Here is an 18,441-nt window from a genome sequence, read left to right as displayed (position 1 = left end):
TCCCTTTCCCTGCTCTTGTTTTCGTGAAACTGGGGTGTTTCCGAACCATGTCAAGATCACCATGGCGCTCGAGGCGGAAGAAATCGGCCGGATGGCGCAGAGCCGTGGTCCTCACGGTGACCACCGCCTTCCTGGCAGGCACCATGAGCGACGGCGCCGCGGCCATGGCCGAGACGGCCGCCGCGCGTGCCGCCGCTCAGTCGTCGTTGCCGCAGAAGGAAAAAACTCCGGCCGCGGCGCAGGCGCAGCAGGGAATCGACCCCGAGGACCAGGCGCTGCTCGACCAGATGCAGCGTGACCTGCTCGCCGACATCGCCGCGTTCGACGAGGACGAGGAAGTCCGCGAGGCGGCCAGGGTCACCTTGAAGAAGGCCGAGGCAGGCGACAAGAAGGCCGTCGAGGATTTCTTCGATCACGGCCAGCAGGATGCGAAGAAGGCCGCGAAGGAACGTAAAGACCGCATCGACGCGCAAAACCGCAAGCTGATCGAGGCGCTGGCAGGCACCGGCGGCCCGGCGTTCAACGCGGCCGTCACGCGCGCGCTGCAGAAGGACGCCCGCGAGCGCGAGAACTTCCTCGCCTTCGGCCGCGATATCGCCGCGGAGCAGGACCGCCGGGACGGTGCCTACGAGAAGGAGCTCAAGGACCGGCGCCGAGCGCACGTCCAGCAGGCGGCCGACCAAGGCACGCCGGAGGTCTCGAAGGCCGCGAAGGCGGCGCTGGCCGCGGGCGACGCCGCGATCGAGGAATACCTCAAGACCGGCTACCTGATCGCGGCGAAGAAGGACGCGGACGCCAGGGACGCGCACCTCGCCGAACTCGAGCGGCAGCGCAAGGAGAACGAGGCCGCGTCGGCCGAGGCGCAGAGGGTCGTCAGGGCGATGAAGGCCCGGCGCAACATCCTCACCGCGCACGGCGATGGCCTGAAAGCCTTGGAGCGGGCCGCGAACGACATGACCGGCGCGGCGGATGCCTCCCGCGAGGCGGCCAGGGTGCTGGCCGCGGATCAGGCGAGCGGTCAGTATCACCCGGAGCTGTACCAGCGTGCGAAAGACAGGGTGGCGCAACAGCTTCAGTACGCGATCGCCGACGCCAGGGAGGCCGAGACCGCGGCCGCCGGCGCGACCACGCAGGCCAACATCCTGGTCGAGAACGGGATGCCGCACGGCCTGCAGTGGGTGAAGGTCGTCCAGGGCATGGCCGCCGCCGCGCAGGCGGGCAAGCAGGCCACGGAATCCGCGGTGCACGCGGTGGACGCGATCGCCGCCGACGCCGCGGCGACCGACGCCGCCGACAAGGCCAAGAAGCACGAAGAGAACGCCAGGCAGTGGCTGGCCAACGCGAAGTCGCATGAAGCGAGTGCGTTGCAGATGGCCAAGGCGGCTCGGGACGAGGCCAACGCGGCGGCCGAGGCCGCGCGGCTGGCGAAGCAGGCGAGGATCGACGCCGAGGCGGCGCTGGCCAGTGCCAAGGTGCACGCCGCGAACGTGAAGCAGGCTCGTGCCGACGCGGAGAACCAACGGACCATCGCGGCGCAGAAGCGGCAGGAGGCCGAGCAGTGGCGCGGGGTCGCGGAGCAGAAGCGCAAGGAAGCCGAGGCGAAGCAGCGCGTGGCCGCCGAGGAGCGGGCCAAGGCGGTGCAGGAGGCGAATGTCGCGCGCCAGAAGCGGCAGGAAGCCGAGGCGCAGCAACGGATCGCCTCCGACAAGCGGGTGGCGGCGCAGCAGCAGGAGCAGATCGCGGCCGACGCGGCCAAGGACGCACGGGCACAGGAACAGATCGCGGCCAACGCGGACAACAGCGCGAGTATCGAAGAGAACAAGGCCCACCAGGCGCGGGAAGAGGCCGAGCAGCTCCGGCAGTCGGCCGACACGGCCGAGAAGCGGGCGCAGGCGCTCGGCGCGCTGGCCGACCGCGCGGAAAGCTCCTCGGAGATCATCCAGGACGACAAGGTCAAGGCGCGCAACGCGGCGAACCAGGCGCGCACCGACGCGAACATCGCACGGGGAGCCGCGCAGAACGCCAGCCTGCGAGCCAATGAGGCCGGCGCGGCCGCGGTGAGCTCGCGCAAGGCCGCGACCGAGGCGCAGGGCGCGGCTGGCCGGTCCCGAGCACACGCGGACCGGGCGCAGTCGGCGGCGTCGGAGGCCCGTGCCGCGGCACGGGAGGCCGAGCACGCCGCGGGGATGTCCCGTGCGGCGGCGAATCAGGCGCAGGCCGCCGCGTCGCGGGCGAACCAGGCGGCGAACCGGGCCGAGCAAGAGGCCGCCGCGGTGCACGCGGAGGCGGTGCGGGCGCGGGCGGACGCGGAGACCGCGACCGCGGCCGAGGCGCGCGCTGCGGAGAACGCGCGCAAGGCGATGGATCTGGCGCAGCAGGCGATGGTGGAGTCGGCGAAGGCGCTCGAGGCGGCGGACCGGACTCGCGACGAGGCCAACGCCGCGTCCGAGGAGGCGGCGACGGCGGCCGTCCAGGCCGGGATCGCGACCCGCGCCTCGGCGTCGACCACGAAGGCTTCGGCCGGTATCGCCAACCCGGCGAACACGGCGATCACGCTCACCAGCCCGTTCGCCGGCGCCGATCTCGACGCCGACTTCGTGCAGCTGGTGGCCAACCGTGCCAAGGACATCGGCGACACCCAGGTGAAGGCCGCGCAGCAGGCGGCGGCCGACGCGAACCAGAAGTCGATCGAAGCGGCCGAGGCGGCGAGGAACGCCGGAGAACTGGTGAAGCCGGCCTACGAAGCCGCGGCCAACGCGGCCAAGTCCGCCGCCGACGCGGCCAAGGCCGCGGCGGAGGCACAGGTTTCGGCGGCCGACGCCGCGGTCGAAGCGGCGGCGGCACGCAGGCTGGCTGCCGAGACCGAGGCGGTCGACGCCGAGGCGCAGGCCGACGCCAAGGCGGCACGGGCCGCGGCCGATCAGGCGGCGGCCGACGCCGCGCTCGCCGGCCGCGCGGCGGATCAGGCCGAGCGTGACGCGGCGGCGGCCCGCCAGGCGGCGGACAGCGCCACCAAGGCGGCCAACGAGGCCAGCGCGGCGGCCACCCGCGCCGAGCAGGACGCGGCCGCCGCGGTGAAGGCGGCCGAGCAGGCCGAAAAGGACGCCGAGGAGGCACGCCAGGCGGCCGCCCGCGCGGACCAGTACGCGAAGGACGCCGATTCGGCGGCGAAGAACGCCGAGAAGTACGCGGACAACGTCGAGGCGAGGGCCCGCAACGCCGAGGAGGACGCCAAGGCGATCCAGGCCCAGCTGGCCCAGCTGCAGGAGGAAATGCGCAGGGCCGCGGAGGAGCAGGCGCGCCGGGAGGCCGAGCAGGCCATCAACGACGACAGCGAAGTCCCCGCGCTCACCCCGGAGGAGGAGGCCGACCTGCGCGCCGAGAAGGGCCAGGCCGGTGTCGACCAGTACAACCAGGCCCGGGCCGAGGCGAACAAGAGCCTGCTCGACATGATCGTCGCCGAGGGCGGGCAGATCATCCTCGACCTGATCGGCTACACGGACGCCAAGAAGTGCTTCATGGAGGGCGATTTCATCTCCTGCGTGATGACGGTGATCAACGCGTTGCCCATCCTGAAGCTCGCCAGGTTCCTCACCAAGATCCCGGACGCCATCAGCACGACCGTGCGGATCGTCAAGGGCATCCGGACCTTCAAGGACCTCAAGCTGGCGGCTCGTGGTGTCGTCACCAAGCTTCGTGACCTGCTCAGGCAGCTCAAGGGCTGCAAGGCGCCAGGGATGCGCGCGGCGGGGACCTGCACGGTGGTGGACAAGCAGAAGATCCGGGAGAAGGAACTCGAGGCCCACACGGGCCAGCCGTCGGTCGCCGCGAACCCGGGACAGCGGCTCGCCAGCATCGCGGGGCAGCAGACGGTGAACGGATGCTTCAACACGATCGTCCCCACGGACGTCTCGTTCAACTACCCGATGCAGGACTTCACCTGGCTCGGCAATCCCGCCAAGCGGGCCACCGGCGGCATCGTCTGCGCGAAGAGCACGACCACGCGGTCCGGTGAGCCGGCGGCTCCGGTCGGCCATCCGGAATCACCGGCGAAGCTGGGCATCGAGCCGGTGCAGAAGGGTCACCTGGTCGCGGCCCGGCTCTGGGGTTCGATGAGCGTGGAGAACATCGTGACCCAGTACCGCGCGGTCAACCTGTCGGACGTGAAGATCGTCGAGAACGCGGTCGGCGACATGCTGGACCGGCACCCGGCCAGGGACGTTTCGGTGATCTACGAAGTCCACGTGCAGTACCCCAGCGCCACGGCCGCGATGCCGGAGTGGATCTTCATCGAGGCGATCTCGTCCAACGGCGCGAACTGCTTCGCTACCATCCACAACGTGCCAGGGGGCAACGTGAACAAGGAACGCTGCGACTCGTTCCGGACCGCCTGATATGACGAGGAGCGAAGCATGACCTATGTGGACGAGGTGGCGCGTCTCGTCGGCTGGCGGCCCGGGGACTTCCGACCCGAGGTGGACTGGGCCGCCGTCGAACGGGACCTGGGCCTCCGGCTGCCCGCCGACTACAAGGAACTGCTGACCCGGTTCCCGTCGGGTGCGTACCGGGCGAGCATCGAAGTGGAGAACCCGGCGCAGGGTGCCGATGAGCTCGCGGGCGTCAAACGGCACAACCAGGAGTTCCTGGAGATCTTCGCGGACCCGGACACCGGATACCTCTCGGGCACGTCCTACGTGCTGTTCCCCGAGCCCGGCGGGCTGTATCCCTGGGGGAGCACCGATTCGGGTGGCACGTTCTGGTGGATCACCGGCTCGGCCGACCCGGACACCTGGCGGGTCGCGTACAACGACCGGGACAACTGGCACGAGCACGCGGGCCCGATGTCGAAGGTCATCCACGAGATCCTGGTGAGCACCGGCGAAGACAACATCCTGCGGTGGGACCTGTCCGCGAAGCCGGTGGAGTTCACCGGCTTCGTCGGCTCCCGGATGGTCTCCTACCCGGCCTCCTGAGGCTCGTGAGTGCCGCGGCCGGTTCTAGCGGACCGGTATTTGTCGACCTGCCACGCGAGTCTCGGCGCGAGTGGGAGTTTTGCTCCGTTAGATGCAGAAATCCTCCCACTCGCTCGGGCTCGTTCACCCTGGGCACGTGACAAGGGTCGCCCTTGCAACGCTCTGGGTGACAAACGCCGCCCTTGTCACCCAGGCCGGGGCCCGGTGTGTGGGAAACGGAGCGTTGAACGCCTCGTTTCCCACACACCACCACACATAAGTCACTTTCGTTCCGCTGAGCGTGACACAAGCCCCGTTCATACCGACCAGCCAAGCCCAGGCCAGGCGTAGATCGCCAAAAAACGGTTGGCTCTAACCCGCCGCGCCACTCACGAGGGGGTTGACACCGGAAAGTGTGAGTGGTTTATTACTCACATGGCGGCGACGGGACGGGTGCTCAGCACCGCGGAGGAACGCAGGGAAGCGGTGCTCAGCACCGCGGTCAGCAGTTTCGCGGCCCGTGGCTACTACGGCACCAACACCACCGAGGTGGCGAAGCGGGCCGGCATCTCGCAGGCCTACGTCTATCGCCTGTTCCCCAACAAGGAAGCGCTGTTCGTCGCGGTCGTCGAGCACTGTTTCGACCTCGTGCGGGACAGCTTCGCCAGGGGAGCGGCGAAGGCGCGCAGCGCTGAGCCGCACGAAGTGCTGATGGCGATGGGCGACGAATACGCCAAGCTGATCGCCGACCAGGACCTTTTGCTGGTCCAAGTGCACGCCCAGGCGGCAGCGGCTTCCGAGCCCTCGGTGCGTGAAGTGGTGCAGCGAAGCTACGCCAGGACCGTCGAGTACGTACGCAGTGTCTCCGGCGCGGACGCCGACGCGATCCAGTACTTCATGGCCAGGGGAGCGTTGTGTCACCTGGTGGTGGCGATCGGCGCCACCGAGATCGACGCGCCGTGGGCGAACACGCTCTCGGCGGGGCTGCGCCACTACTGAGTTTTTCTCGAGAACGGCCGTGTCGCACGGCCTTCTTTTTTGGCCCAAAGTGTGAGTGGTCAACCACTCAATCTTCGAAGGAGAAGTCATGAACCAGGAACTGCACGTCGTGCTCGGAACCGGACCGGTCGGCCTGACCCTCGCCGAACGGCTCGTCGCCCAGGGGCACCTGGTGCGCACGGTGAACCGGTCCGGCGGCGGTGAGCAGATCGCCGGTTCGGTGCGGGTCGCCGCCGACGTGACCGACCGGGGCAAGCTCGCGGAGGTCGTCGAGGGCGCCGACGTCGTCTACAACTGCACGCACGTTCCGTACCAGCTGCAGCCGCAGGTGCTGCCGGTGATCCAGGACGCGCTGCTCGATGTCGTCGGCCGGAGCGGCGCCAAGCTGGTCACCGTCGAGACGCTCAACCAGTACGGCCCGACCGGCGGGGTGCCGATGACCGAGCGGACGCCGCTCGCCGCGCAGGGCCCCAAGGGCAAGACGCGCGCCGCGATCACCGAGCGGTACCTCGCCGCGCACGAGCGTGGTGACCTCCGCGTCGCGCTCGGCATGGCCGCCGACTTCTTCGGCCCGCGCGTGCTGCTCTCGTCGCTGGGGGCGACGGTGTTCCCGGCCGCGCTGACCGGCGGGATCCGGCTCGGGCTGGGCGACATCGACCTGCCGAAGAGCTACACCTACGTGCCCGACCTCGCCGCCGGGCTCGCGGTACTCGGCTCCGACGAGCGCGCACTGGGCAAGCTGTGGCACCTGCCTGTCGCGGGGCCGCACACCACCCGGGAGATCCACGGGATCATCAGCGACCTGACCGGCCAGCCGACGCAGCTCACCGTGCAGCGCGAGCCGGAGCCGTTCGGCCCGTACGACGAGGCGTTCATGGCCGAGTACCGCGAATTCTTCTACTGGCACACCGAGCCGTTCGTCATGGACGACTCGCTCTACACCAGCACGTTCGGCGGCTCCGCCACCCCGATGCGCGAAGCGCTCGCCACCACCCTCGACTGGTTCGCCCACACCGCCGCGAAAGGACTGTGACCATGAAGACCCTGTACACCACCGAAGTGACCTCCAGCGGCGACGGGCGCAACGGCAAGGTCCGCTCCTCCGACGGCCTGCTCGACACCGCGCTCGCACTGCCCAAGGAAGCAGGCGGCTCCGGCGCGGCGACCAACCCCGAGCAGCTGTTCGGCGCCGGCTACGCGGCCTGCTTCCACAGCGCGCTGCGCTTGGTCGCCAGGGAGCGCAAGGTGAAACTGTCGGGTGACACGGTCGTCGCGCGGGTGAGCCTCGCCCAGGACGAAGCCGGATTCCTGCTCGACGTGGAGCTGACCGCCTCGCTCCCCGGACTGTCGCGAGAGGACGCCGAATCGCTGGCAAGCGACGCGCACGGACGCTGCCCGTACTCGCGGGCGATCCGCGGCAACGTCGACGTCACGCTGCACGTCTCGGCCTGACCGGCCCTGCGGGGTCGTGAGTGTTGCCGACGGCCGACACTCACGACCTTGCGGGCAGGCCGAACACTGCCCCGGATTCCGCCCGAAGAGGCGCGACGCCGACCGGTCAAGATCGTCATCCTGTGCGTGGCCATTTTCACCGATGACGGGATGGGACCTTGATCAGCGGACGACGCAACGCCGTCACGCGGATACCGGGGCGCGCGCTGCTGGCCGTGACGGCCTGCCTTGTGCTGCTGGCCGGCACCCTGCTGGCGACGACCGCACACGCCGAACCGGATATCAACGGCGACTTCCGGACCGCGCTCAACAACAAGTGCCTCGGCCTCAACCATGGCGCGCCTGCCACGGAGAACTGCGACGGCAGCGGTCCGCAGAAGTGGCAGAGCAAGGACGAGGTGATCCACAACCTCGCACTGCGAACCTGCCTGACGGTCGCGGGCGCGGATCAGCGCAACGGCGCACCCGTCGTCGCCGCGGCCTGTGACGGCTCGGTGTCGCAGCGCTGGTACCTCGAGGACCGGCAGGTACGCAGCAGGCTCAACGGCAAATGCCTGCAGGTCACTGGTGGCGCCTACGCCGTCGGCGCCAAGGTGAGCGTGTGGGACTGCGACGCCGCGCCCGCCAAGAGATGGTGGTGGGCCTATCCGCTCGACCACTACCGGTCCGATCTGAACGACCTCTGTTTCCAGGTGCCGCGTGCGGCCACGCCCAACGGCACCCCGGTGGTCGCGGCCGCCTGCGACGGGTGGAACACCTCGAAGTGGTGGCGCGGGCCGAACCGGGAGCTGTACCTGGTGTGGTCGAGCCTGTGCCTGGACATTCTCGGCTCCAGCGCGCAAAACGGCGCCGAGGCGGTGGTGTGGGAATGCAACGGGCTGCCCAGCCAGCGCTGGTCCGCGGACCCTGAAAACCACCTGCGCAACGAATCCAACGGCAAATGCCTCGAAATACTCGGCGGCTCGGCGGCGACCGGCGCCCGCATCGGCGTCAGCGACTGCATCGACAAACCCTCGCAGAAATGGCGGATCCGATGACCAAGCGTGGCAGGATTCGCGCACTCCTCGCGGTGCCGCTGATACTGGCCGGTCTGGTGAACCCGGTCCAGGCCGGGCACGCCGCACCGCAGACCGCCGGCGTGGTGCCCTGCGGGGTGCAGGCGGGCGGCCTGATCGGCGACCGGTGGCAGGGCCTCAACGCGGGCGGCGGCCCGCTCGGCTGCCCGACCGCTCCCGAAGAAGCGGTTCCGAACAGCACCGCGCGCCGCCAGCCGTATGAGCACGGCGAGATCGTCTACTCGCCAAGCCAGGGCGCGAAAATGGTGGTTTCGGCATACCTCGAGCGCAACGAGGCGGTCATCGACTGGGGCTCCACCGAGGGCCACACCTACAGCTTCTTCATGATCGGGTGGAAACACAACGGCCTGACCAGGGTCGAAGCCGCGTCACCCGCACCGGCGGACCACGGCACCTTCAGCATGCCGCTGACCAGGGGACCTGGCCGTTACGAGTTCCAGGTGCTCGGCTGCGACGGCGTGCCCAACCCGCAAAACGGCCAGCCTCAGCCGACTTGCCGCGACGGGTACACCTTCCCGGTGGCGCTCACCGTGCCGGACCTGTCAGCCCAGCCGTCGGACTGCCCGGGCCCGGCGGTGGACGGCCTGATCGGGCAGCGGTGGCGTGAGCTGGGCGCCGGTGCCGGGAAACTCGGCTGCCCGACCTCGCCGCAGGTCGGCGAGCCGTTCGGCAGGCGGCAGTACTTCCAGCACGGTTCGCTGGTGTTCTCGCCCAGGCAGGGCACGAACCTGGTGGTCGCGGTCTATTCGATCAACAACCAGGTGTTCGCCGAATGGGGACCGACCGATCCCTTCTTCTACGACAAGTTCATCGTGCGCTGGAACGTCGACGGCAAGCACGAGGACGCCTGGCAGCACGATGTCTATCCGTACAAGGAAAGGCGGCGCGAAGGGTTCCACCGGTTCTGGGCGCCCAACGGCCATGTCGAGGTCATCGTCGAAGGCTGTGACGGAGACTGCAAGCAGGGCTGGACGCTGACCGCGACGACCGAGGTCTTCTACACGGGCGGCACCGACATCCGCGACGTCTCGGCGACGGATCCGGCGCACGCACTGGACAATGTGGACGTCCGGCGCGCCCGCGCCGCCGAGCACCAGGCCTGCCAGAACCCGCTGGACATCTCGACGAGGAAAGCGGGCGAGGGCGAGATCACCGGCATCGCCGGGCATCTGGAGACCGTGCGGCGCCAGGGCACGGACTTCCGCTGTCCGGGGCAGGCGTCGAGCGTCGAACTCGCCAACCGGCTGCTCCGGCAGGCGACGACCTATCCGACCGGCTCGACCTTCGACGACATCTTCATCTGCGAGCATCGGTACGGCGACTACGACATGTTCCTCAAAGGACTGATGGTGGTCATGTACCGCTACGGGGACCTGCTGTATCCGCTGAGCAAACAACACGCCCGCGGTTACCTGTTCTCCGAAACCGGTCCGCATTCGACCGACGACGAACATATCGAGGCGTGCAATCTCGACGTTTCCGAGACCGAGAATCACCGGCTCATGATCGAGACGTCCAAGTATCTGTCGAACCAGTTGCTGTGGGATGTCAACCACGACAACACCTACGACAATGCGGCCAACGGGCTGCGGGACTACCTGCTCCCGCATATCCAGAAGTTCGCGCAGCACGATTTCATGGAGTACAACTCCAGGCCGTACAGCAGGCTGGCCGCACACGCGCTGATGAACCTCTACGACTACGCCCGTGACCAGAAGATCAGGGTCGCCGCGCAGATCGTGCTCGACTACCTGACCACGAAGTTCGGGGTGTCGAGCAACGACCTGCGCCGGGCCGGGCCGTTCCGGCGGCAGAAGGAACGCGAAGACGAGGAGATCCACACCTACTACGGCGGCGATTCCGATCCGATGACCGGGATGTTCATGCTGTGGACCGGTTTCACCCCGAACACCGGCGGCTATCTGCCCGACAGTTTCACCGGTGAGGCGAACATCGCGACGTTCAGCTCGTACCTGCCGCCTCGCGCGGCGATCTGGCGCGCGATGGACAAGTCGGAGCCGTACCAGCAGACCTTCTACCACGGCAACCGGCCGAAGATGTCGTACTCACCCGACAACGCCGACCCCGCCGTGGAGATCTACTCCAGCTCGCCGTCGTTCTTGCTCACCGCTGGTGGCGTGTGGACGAACAGTGGTTACGGTTACGACGTGCGCCGCAGCTACAAGCTGGTCGGCTCGGCGCAGTCGACCACGCTCATGCCGACGAAGAACATCGCAGGCCACGGTGAGGTGAAGTTCGAGGACCTGATCCGGTTCCGTGGCCGGTCCGACGACCGCAGCCGCTACAACATCTGCGTGTCCGGCGGTTTCGCGTGCGGGTACGGGTTCGCGATGCCGGACGTGCTGAACACCTGCGCCGACCATGTGGTGAGCGGCGGCTGGGACATCCTCAACCTGGACACCGAGAAGTGCGGCAAGCTCGGCATGTACGTCGCCACCCAGATCGTGGACACGAAGACCCAGGAGTTCGGCAAGACAGGCCTGTTCTACGCGATGGAATCGTCCAAAATGGACTTCGGCAAGTTCGGCACGGACACGGTGGCGCTGAACGCGAATCCGCCTGCGGGCACCTTCCGCAGTCCGGACGGGCACACGTTCGTCTTCAACTTCGGCAAGGACGACGACAAGTACGCCGCGCAGGTCACCTCGGTGGACGGCATCACCCAGCCGCACTGGTCGGCCACCGGGCTCGCGCAGGGACCCACCCTGCGCAGCGACGGCCACGACGGCTACCTCGAGATCAAGTACCCGAAGTGCGACGCGACCACGGTGCTCGACTACCGCGACGCGGCCAACCCCTCGATCACCACCCAGTGGGGTACCTGTCACTGAGTCCGCCTGCCCGAAAGTGGCTTTCGTCAGATCGCATCTGACGAAAGCCACTTTCGGGGTCTTCACGGCCGATCAGAATCGGTGCCGGCCGGCTTCCTGGCTCACGACGGCGGGCAGGTCGGCGAGCCTGGCGAGCCCGTCGAGCGGGTGGCGCATGCGCGGGTTGTGCCGCAGCCGGGGTTCGTTGCGGTTGAGGAACGCCCAGTAGCCCGCGGTGAACGGGCAGGCGTCGGCACCGAGCCGCTTCTTCGGGTTGTAGAAGCAGCCACCGCAGTGATCGCTCATGCGGCTGATGTAGGCGCCGCCCGCCGCGTAGGGCTTGGTGCCGACGACACCTCCGTCGGCGTACTGGCTCATCCCGATGACGTTGGCGGGCATCACCCACGGGAAGCCGTCGACGAAGGCGGTGGCGAACCACGCGTTCAGCGCGGCGGGGTCGTAGCCGCGTTGCAGGGCGTGGTTTCCCAGCAGCATCAGCCGTTCGATGTGGTGCGCGTAGCCGCGGTCGCGGACGCCGGCGAGCGCCGTGCGCAGGCACGCCGCCTCGACGGCGTCCGCGTCGAGCTCGCGCCACCAGTCCGGGAGCGGCCGATGGGCTTGCAAAGTGTTGCGGCGCAAGTACTGCGGGCCCAGGTGCCAGTAGAGGTGCCACACCCATTCACGCCAGCCCACCACCTGCCGCACGAATCCTTCGACACTGGCCAGCGGCGCCGCCCCGGTCCGGTAGCGGTGTTCGGCGCGGCGGATGACGTCGAGCGGATCGAGCAGGCCGAGGTTCAGCGGCACCGACAGGAGGGAGTGCGACATGGCCCAATCGGCGCTGAGCATCGCGTCCTGGTGCGGGCCGAACGTGCCCAGCCGATGGTCGAGGAACCGGCCCAGGGCCTGCTCGGCTTCGGCGGCGCCGGTCGCGAACCGGCGCGGACCGTCGATGCCGACCGGCTGGATGAGGCCCTCGCGTTCGGCGTGGTCGAGGTCGTGGCGTACCCGCTCGTCGATCTCGTCCTCGTCGGGGAACCAGGCGGCGGGCACCGGGAGCGTGGAGCGTCCCGGCGGGGGACGGCGGTTGTCGTGGTCGAAGTTCCACCTGCCGCCTGCCGGTTCGCCGCCAGGCTCGAGCAGCACACCGAACCGGCGGCGCTGGTCGCGGTAGAAGTCCTCCATCACGGCCCGCTGCCTGCCCGCGGCCCACGCGGTGAACTCGGCCTTGGTCAGCACGAATCCCGGCGTCGGCAGGATTTCGGTGACCAGGCCTTGCCCGCGCAGGCGCGCGACCAGTGCGTCGGCGGCATGCGAACCGGGTTCGTGGACGACGACGGGCCTGCCGAATCGGCGCAGCCCCGCGGTGTAGGTCGGCGCCTCGATGATCTTGGCCCGGTCGCCGAGTTCGGCGGCGAGACGGCGGATCGCGACGTCGACCAGATGCATCTTCTGCCGGTGGAACGGCTTGCGCGCGAAGGCGGCGGCCGAGCGGATCAGCAGCACCTCGCGATCACGGTGGTCCGGTGTGCTGTGGAAATGCGGGCCCAGCTGGTCACCGAAGAGCCACATGGCGTCCGGATCGCTCACCTGGTCGCGGCCTCGATCGTGCTTTGCTGCACCATGGCTCCCGTTCGGTAGGCCGACATCATGCACTGCCTGCGTGACGCGGGGAGAACGCGGGCGCGCACTATCACTCGATCGTGCACTTGGGTGAACCGGTCGCGCCGTTTACCGTCGAACCTTTGGTGTCGAGGAAAGCGACGGACCTGTAATGCCGGACAGGCACTGGGGTGTCACAGAACGTGCGGGCCTGTTGTCGAAGCGGGCTTTGGTCATCGCTTCCCACGCGGTCGAACACGCGGCGCTCGCCGAGGGCGCCGACGAGAAGATGATCGTCTTCGCTCTGTTCCAACGATTGCCGTACTTCGAACGGGAACGCGAGGTGTACGCCAAGATCGCCCGGCGCGCGGCCGTGACGGTGGTCGGCATGGTCGATGCGGGCCGCCCGGATCTTCCGCACGGCGTGACCCCGGTGCTCTTGCGGGCCGACGAAACCCTGGCCAGGGAATGGTCGGTCGCGGTCCTCACCCCGACGTTCGGCGGGTCGGTCGTCGCGCAGGACCTCGACGAAGTGGATCCGTCGGCGACCTCGGTCGAGGCGGCACGGCAGTTTCAGGGCCGCTGGGGTTTCCGTCGCGACGAGGCCTACGCCGAGGTCGTCCGGCTCCGTGACGCGTTCGGCGACCGGCTTCCGCCCACCGCGCGGATCGCCGTCGACGAGGTGCTGCGCGGCGTGACGGCGCCGGCCGCGTCGGTGGTGGAGAACCGGACCGAGGCGGCGTTGCGTCATCTCGCCACCCGGCTGGAACGGCGGCCGCGCACCGAATCCGCGCCGCTCGCCCCGGTGACCGACCCGGACACGGGGCTCGCGACGCTGCCGGGGATCGCCGCGTGGCTCGGTGCGTCCACCGACACCGTCCCGCTCGGGCTGATCTTGATCACCGTCGACGACCTGGACGAAGTCGGCCGCCGTCACGGCAACCGGCTGAAGATGCACACCGAGCAGAACATCGCCGACCTCATCCGGGAAAGCCTGCGCCCGCTCGACCGGGCGGTGCGGCTGAGCACCGACGAGTTCTTGCTCATCCAGCCCGCGCTCAGCGCCAACGAACTGGCCGACCGCGCCGCATATCTCGAGCGCAGGCTGAAGGCGCTGCATGCCACCTACCCGTTCGTCGATCCCCATCCCCGGATCACGACCCTGCTGACCCGGCAACGGCCCCTGCCGATCCACAGCCTGCGGACCGACCGTGACAAGGCCGCGGCGATGCTGTGGCCGTCCGACCGCGGGGACCTCGCGGAGACCGCGCCGTCCGCGGCCTGGTTCCGCTGACGGCCGGGCCGTCAGGAGCGGAAGAACGTGCGCAGGTCTTCGGCGAGGACGTCCGGGCGTTCCATCGCCGCGAAGTGCCCACCGTCGGGGAACTCCGACCAGTGCACGATCTGCGAGTTGTCCCGCTCGGCGAAGGTCCGGATCGTCTTGAAGTCGTCGGCGAACACCGCGACGCCGGTGCGCGACGGGTTCACCGCGGGCTCGTGCGCCGCCTTTGCCTCTTCGAAGTGGTAGCGGCCCGCGGTCGCCTGGGTGTTGGTGAACCAGTAAAGCGAGACCTGGGTCAGGATCTGGTCCGTGGTGACGAGGCTCGTCCCGTTGCCGAAGTTGTTGAACAGCTCGCTGTACGCGAGCTGGCCGACCGGCGAATCGGCGATGGCGGCGCCGATGGTCTGCGGGCGCGTCGCGTTCATCTGGTTGTAGCCGCCGACGGACTGGAACCATTCGAGGTGCCCGAGCGCGGCGTAGTCCTTCGGCTCGAGCTTCTCGAACTCGGCCGGGTCGCCGGAGGGGAACGAGAAGAGCTGCAGCACGTGCAGGCCGAGGAAGCCCTCTGGCTCCATGAGCCCGAGCTCGCGGGAGATCATCGCGCCGCCGTCGCTGCCGTGTGAGCCGTACGAGTCGTACCCGAGACGGCGCATCAGCTTGTCGAAGGTCGCCGCCACCTTCCGCATGGTCCAGCCGCGGCCGGTGAGCGGCATGCTGTAGCCGAAGCCGGGGATCGAGGGCACCACGACCGAGAACGCGTCGGCCGCGTCGCCGCCGTGGGCGACCGGGTCGGTGAGCGGGCCGATCAGGTCGAGGAAGTCGACGAACGAGCCAGGGTAGGTGTGCAGCAGCAGCAACGGGGTCGCGTTGTCCTCTTTGGACGGGACGTGGATGAAGTGGACGTTCTGCCCGTCGATTTCGGTGAGGTAGTGGGGGAACTCGTTCATCCGCGCTTCCTGCGCGCTCCAGTCGAACTTGGTGCGCCAGTAGTCGACGGTCTCGCCGAGGTAGCTGTTCGGGGTGCCGTACTCCCAGTCGTCGGTGGGGGCAGGCTGCGGCAGCCTGGTGCGGGCGAGGCGCTCGTGGAGGTCGTCCAGGTCGGCCTGGGGAACCTCGATGCGGAAGGGGCGGATTTCGTTGTTGTTCGTCATGAGAAGAACAGTAGAACCTGTATAGGTACATTAGGTTCCTATATACTCAGGCAATGCTCGAAACCGCTTCCCGCTTGCTCTCCCTGCTGGCCTTGCTGCAGTCGCGACCGGCGTGGCCGGGCTCTGAACTGGCCGAACGCCTCGACGTCAGCGGGCGGACGGTCCGCAACGACATCGATCGGCTCCGCGAGCTGGGCTATCCGATCGAGGCCGTGCGCGGGCCCGCCGGGCACTACCGCATGGGTGCCGGGGCGAAGCTGCCGCCGCTGCTGCTCGACGACGAGGAAGCGGTGGCGGTGGCGATCGGGCTGCGTGCCGGGCGTGGGGTGGCGGGCATCGAGGACAGCGCCGCGCGTGCGTTGTCGAAACTCGAGCAGGTGTTGCCGCATCGGCTGCGGCGTCAGGTGACCGCGGTGCACGAAGCGGTCACGGAAGGGCCGGCGAACACCGGCACCAATGTGCCGGACCCGGTGGTGGACGCCGCGGTGCTGGCCACCGTCGCGGCAGCGATCCGGGACACCGAGCTGCTCCGGTTCGACTACCGGGCGCCGGATCGCGAGGACGACCTGCCCCGGCGCAACGACAGTTCGGCGCCGTTCGGGGACTGGCCGGTCCTGGTGGAGCCGTACCGGCTGGTGAGCTGGGAACGGCACTGGTACCTCGTCGCGCGGGGCCTGGAGACCGGCGCGTGGCACACCTACCGGGTCGACTGGATCTCGCTGCGGATGGCGACTCATCGCCGGTTCACGCCGTCGCCGTTCCCTGGCGGGGACTACACGAGCTTCGTGCTGCGCGACGTGGCCACCGCGGGCTGGAAGGTGCACGCGCGGATCACCGTGTCCGCGCCCGCGGAGGAGGTGCTGGCGCGGATCAACGCCGCGGTCGGCGTGGTCGAGGCGGTGGACGAGTCGACGTCGGTGCTCGTGACCGGCGGGGACAGCCTGGAGATCATCGCCGTCTACGTCGGCATGCTCGGCCTCGACTTCCACGTCACCGAGCCGCCGGGCCTGGTCGAGCACGTCCGCGTGCTCGGCGAGCGCTACCTCCGCGCCGCCGGGTGACACTATTCTAGTGCTAGAATAGTCGGGTGTCCGCGACCTTGACCGATGGCGAGCTGACGGTGCTCGGCCTGCTCGCCGAACAGCCTCGCCACGGCTACGACCTGGAGAAGGTCATCGAGCAGCGAGGAATCCGCGCGTGGACCGCGCTGGGCTTCTCCTCCATCTACTACGTGCTGGACAAACTCGCGCGCCGCGGCTTGATCGAGGCGACCGGCGCGCCCGCGTCGGCGAAGGCGCGCACGACGTTCCGCGTCACGGCGGCGGGCAGTGACCTGTGCGCCGCCGCCACCCGGGAAGCGCTGGCGGCGTTGACACCGGTCCGCGCGCGGGTGCTGATCGCGATGGCCAACAGTCCCGGCCTGCCGGAGGCGGACGTGACGACCGGGCTGGCTCAGCGCGCCGAGGCGCTGCGCGAGCAGCTCAAGGACGTCCGGGCGGCGCGCTCCGGGCAGGAACCCTTACCCAGTGCGGCTTCCGCGATCTTCGACTACAGCGAAGCCATGCTGAACGCCGATCTCACCTGGACCGAAACCACGCTGGGCGCACTGGCGGAGGAGGCAGCCATGGACAAGTACGACATCAAGAAGGCCCACAAGCCGCTCTATTCCCCTTCTGCCAAGGACTTCACCGTCGTCGACGTGCCCGAGCTGCGGTACCTCGCGGTCGACGGCGCCGGCGATCCGAACACCTCAGCGGCGTACGTGAACGCGGTCGAGGCGCTCTACGGGGTCGCGTACACGCTGAAGTTCGCCAGCAAGAAAACCCTCGGCCGGGACTTCGTGGTCGGCCCGCTGGAGGGGTTGTGGCGCGCGGACGACCCGGCCGTGTTCGCGGCCCGGCGCAAGCAGCTGTGGGAGTGGACCATGCTGATCAGCCAGCCTGACTGGATCACCGACGACATGGTCCAAGCCGCGGTCGACGAGGTCTCCCGCAAGAAGGACAACCCCGCGCTCGAGAGCGTCAAGCTACGCACCCTCGCCGAGGGGACCTGCGTCCAGATCCTGCACGTCGGCTCCTACGACGACGAAACCCCGACGCTGGACCGTCTCCACCACCAGTACCTTCCCGAAAACGGCCTGACCTTCAACGGCGACCATCACGAGATCTACCTCAGCGACCCGCGCCGGACCGCGTCCGCCAAGCTCAAGACGATCTTGCGTCAGCCCGTGCGCCCCTCGTGAGTGTTTTGGCCGGTTATTGAGGGGGAACGCAAGGGTGGCGTGACTGTCGGCTTGGGCTCGGGGGTCGTGAGTGGTACGGCCGGTTCTAACCGGCCTAAACACTCACGACCCCCGAGGGACCCGCCTCGCAGTCGGTGGGCTTGGGTCAGGGCCTCCCTCACCCGAACCCACCGAGTCAGGGCCTCCCTCACCCGAAATATCGGGTGAGGGAGGCCCTGACCACCTGCAACCGGGTGAGGAAGGCCCTCACCCAGCCGCATCGGGCACGCCACATTTGCACTTCCCCTCAATAGAACCGGCCGGAACACTCACGACCCCTTGGGCGCGTGAGGGTCACCGAGTGTGAGAGGTGAGGCGGCGGCGCAGGCGGCCGATCATGCCGTGCCCGAGCGCCAGCCCGGCGTGACCGAGCAGCGCCCGGCTGCGCGCGGCACCTGGCAGCCGGGAGCCGCCGAGCACCGCGAACCGGGTCCGGTCGCCTTCCGCGACCGCGGCCATGCCGCCGAGCACGAAGCGGCTCTGCATCACGCACCAGCCGGGCCGCAGGACGATGTCGAAGTCGGCGCGATTGCCGATCACGCCGACCGCCCTGGCGCGGATGTTCTCTCCCTCGACCTTCGTGTACGTGAACGTGCGCATGGCGCGGACCAGGTGGGGAAGCTCGTGCTCGAGGTCGCTCGCGACCGCCCAGACGCGGTCGAAGGGCAGGTCGATGAGCTCTTCGGCGAACATCGGCGCGTGCGCGGCCGTGGCCAGCACGCGCAGGCGGCGGACCGGGTCCAGATCCGCTGTCGGCCAGGTCTGCGTCATGACGGAACACCCTCCCTTTGCGACGCCACGGGCGGCGTCGATGC

The 18,441-nt window shown here is 68.9% G+C and carries 13 protein-coding genes; 10 read left to right on the top strand and 3 right to left on the bottom strand.

The features are described from left to right. The first annotated feature begins 116 nt into the window (after nt 1–116). The 7 genes from BLV57_RS07435 (at nt 117) to BLV57_RS07405 (ending at nt 11,331) form a co-directional block, all read left to right on the top strand. Complete coding sequence (locus BLV57_RS07435; protein WP_245757191.1) at nt 117–4,394, top strand: DNA/RNA non-specific endonuclease; 4,278 nt, start codon at nt 117–119, stop codon at nt 4,392–4,394. 18 nt (nt 4,395–4,412) lie between these two features. Continuing rightward, nucleotides 4,413–4,973 carry an SMI1/KNR4 family protein gene (locus BLV57_RS07430; protein ID WP_091287742.1) on the top strand — a complete coding sequence of 187 codons (561 nt, stop codon included), beginning with the start codon at nt 4,413–4,415 and terminating at the stop codon, nt 4,971–4,973. Nucleotides 4,974–5,387: 414 nt separating this feature from the next. Then, nucleotides 5,388–5,951: a TetR/AcrR family transcriptional regulator gene (locus BLV57_RS07425; RefSeq protein WP_091287741.1), complete on the top strand. Its 564-nt coding sequence runs from the start codon at nt 5,388–5,390 to the stop codon at nt 5,949–5,951. Between the two features lie 88 nt (nt 5,952–6,039). Further along, on the top strand, nt 6,040–6,984 hold the full coding sequence (locus BLV57_RS07420; RefSeq protein ID WP_091287740.1) for an NAD-dependent epimerase/dehydratase family protein: 945 nt from the start codon (nt 6,040–6,042) through the stop codon (nt 6,982–6,984). A gap of 2 nt (nt 6,985–6,986) precedes the next feature. Then, nucleotides 6,987–7,403, top strand: coding sequence for an organic hydroperoxide resistance protein (locus BLV57_RS07415; RefSeq protein WP_091287739.1), 417 nt, complete (start codon nt 6,987–6,989; stop codon nt 7,401–7,403). Between the two features lie 158 nt (nt 7,404–7,561). Further along, the gene (locus BLV57_RS07410) at nt 7,562–8,440 is read left to right on the top strand and encodes an RICIN domain-containing protein (protein WP_091287738.1); all 879 of its coding nucleotides are present in this window, start codon (nt 7,562–7,564) and stop codon (nt 8,438–8,440) included. After that, nucleotides 8,425–11,331: an LGFP repeat-containing protein gene (locus tag BLV57_RS07405; protein WP_176968521.1), complete on the top strand. Its 2,907-nt coding sequence runs from the start codon at nt 8,425–8,427 to the stop codon at nt 11,329–11,331. The genes BLV57_RS07410 and BLV57_RS07405 overlap by 16 nt, the downstream gene beginning before the upstream one ends. Before the next feature lie 72 nt (nt 11,332–11,403). Here the strand turns inward: BLV57_RS07405 and BLV57_RS07400 are convergent, their stop codons facing one another. Beyond that, the gene (locus BLV57_RS07400; protein WP_091287736.1) at nt 11,404–12,900 is read right to left on the bottom strand and encodes a cryptochrome/photolyase family protein; all 1,497 of its coding nucleotides are present in this window, start codon (nt 12,898–12,900) and stop codon (nt 11,404–11,406) included. Nucleotides 12,901–13,084: 184 nt separating this feature from the next. On the opposite strand from BLV57_RS07400, the gene BLV57_RS07395 reads away from it, so the two are divergent. After that, nucleotides 13,085–14,206: a sensor domain-containing diguanylate cyclase gene (locus tag BLV57_RS07395; protein WP_091287735.1), complete on the top strand. Its 1,122-nt coding sequence runs from the start codon at nt 13,085–13,087 to the stop codon at nt 14,204–14,206. Between the two features lie 11 nt (nt 14,207–14,217). Here the strand turns inward: BLV57_RS07395 and BLV57_RS07390 are convergent, their stop codons facing one another. Further along, nucleotides 14,218–15,345 (bottom strand): epoxide hydrolase family protein, encoded by a 1,128-nt coding sequence (locus BLV57_RS07390; protein WP_091287734.1) that lies wholly within the window; start codon nt 15,343–15,345, stop codon nt 14,218–14,220. A 53-nt stretch (nt 15,346–15,398) separates the two neighbouring features. Here BLV57_RS07390 and BLV57_RS07385 point away from each other — a divergent pair, with 53 nt between their 5' ends. Both BLV57_RS07385 and BLV57_RS44330 read left to right on the top strand, forming a co-directional pair. Beyond that, complete coding sequence (locus BLV57_RS07385) at nt 15,399–16,406, top strand: helix-turn-helix transcriptional regulator (protein ID WP_091287733.1); 1,008 nt, start codon at nt 15,399–15,401, stop codon at nt 16,404–16,406. Between the two features lie 26 nt (nt 16,407–16,432). Continuing rightward, nucleotides 16,433–17,587, top strand: coding sequence for a GyrI-like domain-containing protein (locus BLV57_RS44330; protein WP_091287732.1), 1,155 nt, complete (start codon nt 16,433–16,435; stop codon nt 17,585–17,587). Between the two features lie 333 nt (nt 17,588–17,920). On the opposite strand, the gene BLV57_RS07375 is transcribed toward BLV57_RS44330, so the two are convergent. Further along, a complete protein-coding gene (locus tag BLV57_RS07375; RefSeq protein WP_091287731.1) occupies nt 17,921–18,397 on the bottom strand; it encodes a hypothetical protein in 477 nt (158 codons plus the stop codon). Nucleotides 18,398–18,441: the final 44 nt, after the last annotated feature.

The sequence above is a fragment of the Amycolatopsis xylanica genome, from assembly GCF_900107045.1.
In the GTDB taxonomy this organism is placed as follows: Bacteria; Actinomycetota; Actinomycetes; order Mycobacteriales; family Pseudonocardiaceae; genus Amycolatopsis; species Amycolatopsis xylanica.
The sequence above is the reverse complement of the archived record's forward strand: the minus strand, read 5'-3'. Positions and strand labels throughout refer to the sequence as shown.

What these genes read in the sequence shown, in the direction of transcription:
- BLV57_RS07430 (WP_091287742.1), top strand. Translation starts at nt 4,413, where the DNA reads ATGACCTATGTGGACGAGGTGGCGCGTCTCGTCGGCTGGCGGCCCGGG.
- BLV57_RS07425 (WP_091287741.1), top strand. Translation starts at nt 5,388, where the DNA reads ATGGCGGCGACGGGACGGGTGCTCAGCACCGCGGAGGAACGCAGGGAA.
- BLV57_RS07420 (WP_091287740.1), top strand. Translation starts at nt 6,040, where the DNA reads ATGAACCAGGAACTGCACGTCGTGCTCGGAACCGGACCGGTCGGCCTG.
- BLV57_RS07415 (WP_091287739.1), top strand. Translation starts at nt 6,987, where the DNA reads ATGAAGACCCTGTACACCACCGAAGTGACCTCCAGCGGCGACGGGCGC.
- BLV57_RS07405 (WP_176968521.1), top strand. Translation starts at nt 8,425, where the DNA reads ATGGCGGATCCGATGACCAAGCGTGGCAGGATTCGCGCACTCCTCGCG.
- BLV57_RS07395 (WP_091287735.1), top strand. Translation starts at nt 13,085, where the DNA reads ATGCCGGACAGGCACTGGGGTGTCACAGAACGTGCGGGCCTGTTGTCG.
- BLV57_RS07390 (WP_091287734.1), bottom strand. Translation starts at nt 15,345, where the DNA reads ATGACGAACAACAACGAAATCCGCCCCTTCCGCATCGAGGTTCCCCAG.
- BLV57_RS07385 (WP_091287733.1), top strand. Translation starts at nt 15,399, where the DNA reads ATGCTCGAAACCGCTTCCCGCTTGCTCTCCCTGCTGGCCTTGCTGCAG.
- BLV57_RS07375 (WP_091287731.1), bottom strand. Translation starts at nt 18,397, where the DNA reads ATGACGCAGACCTGGCCGACAGCGGATCTGGACCCGGTCCGCCGCCTG.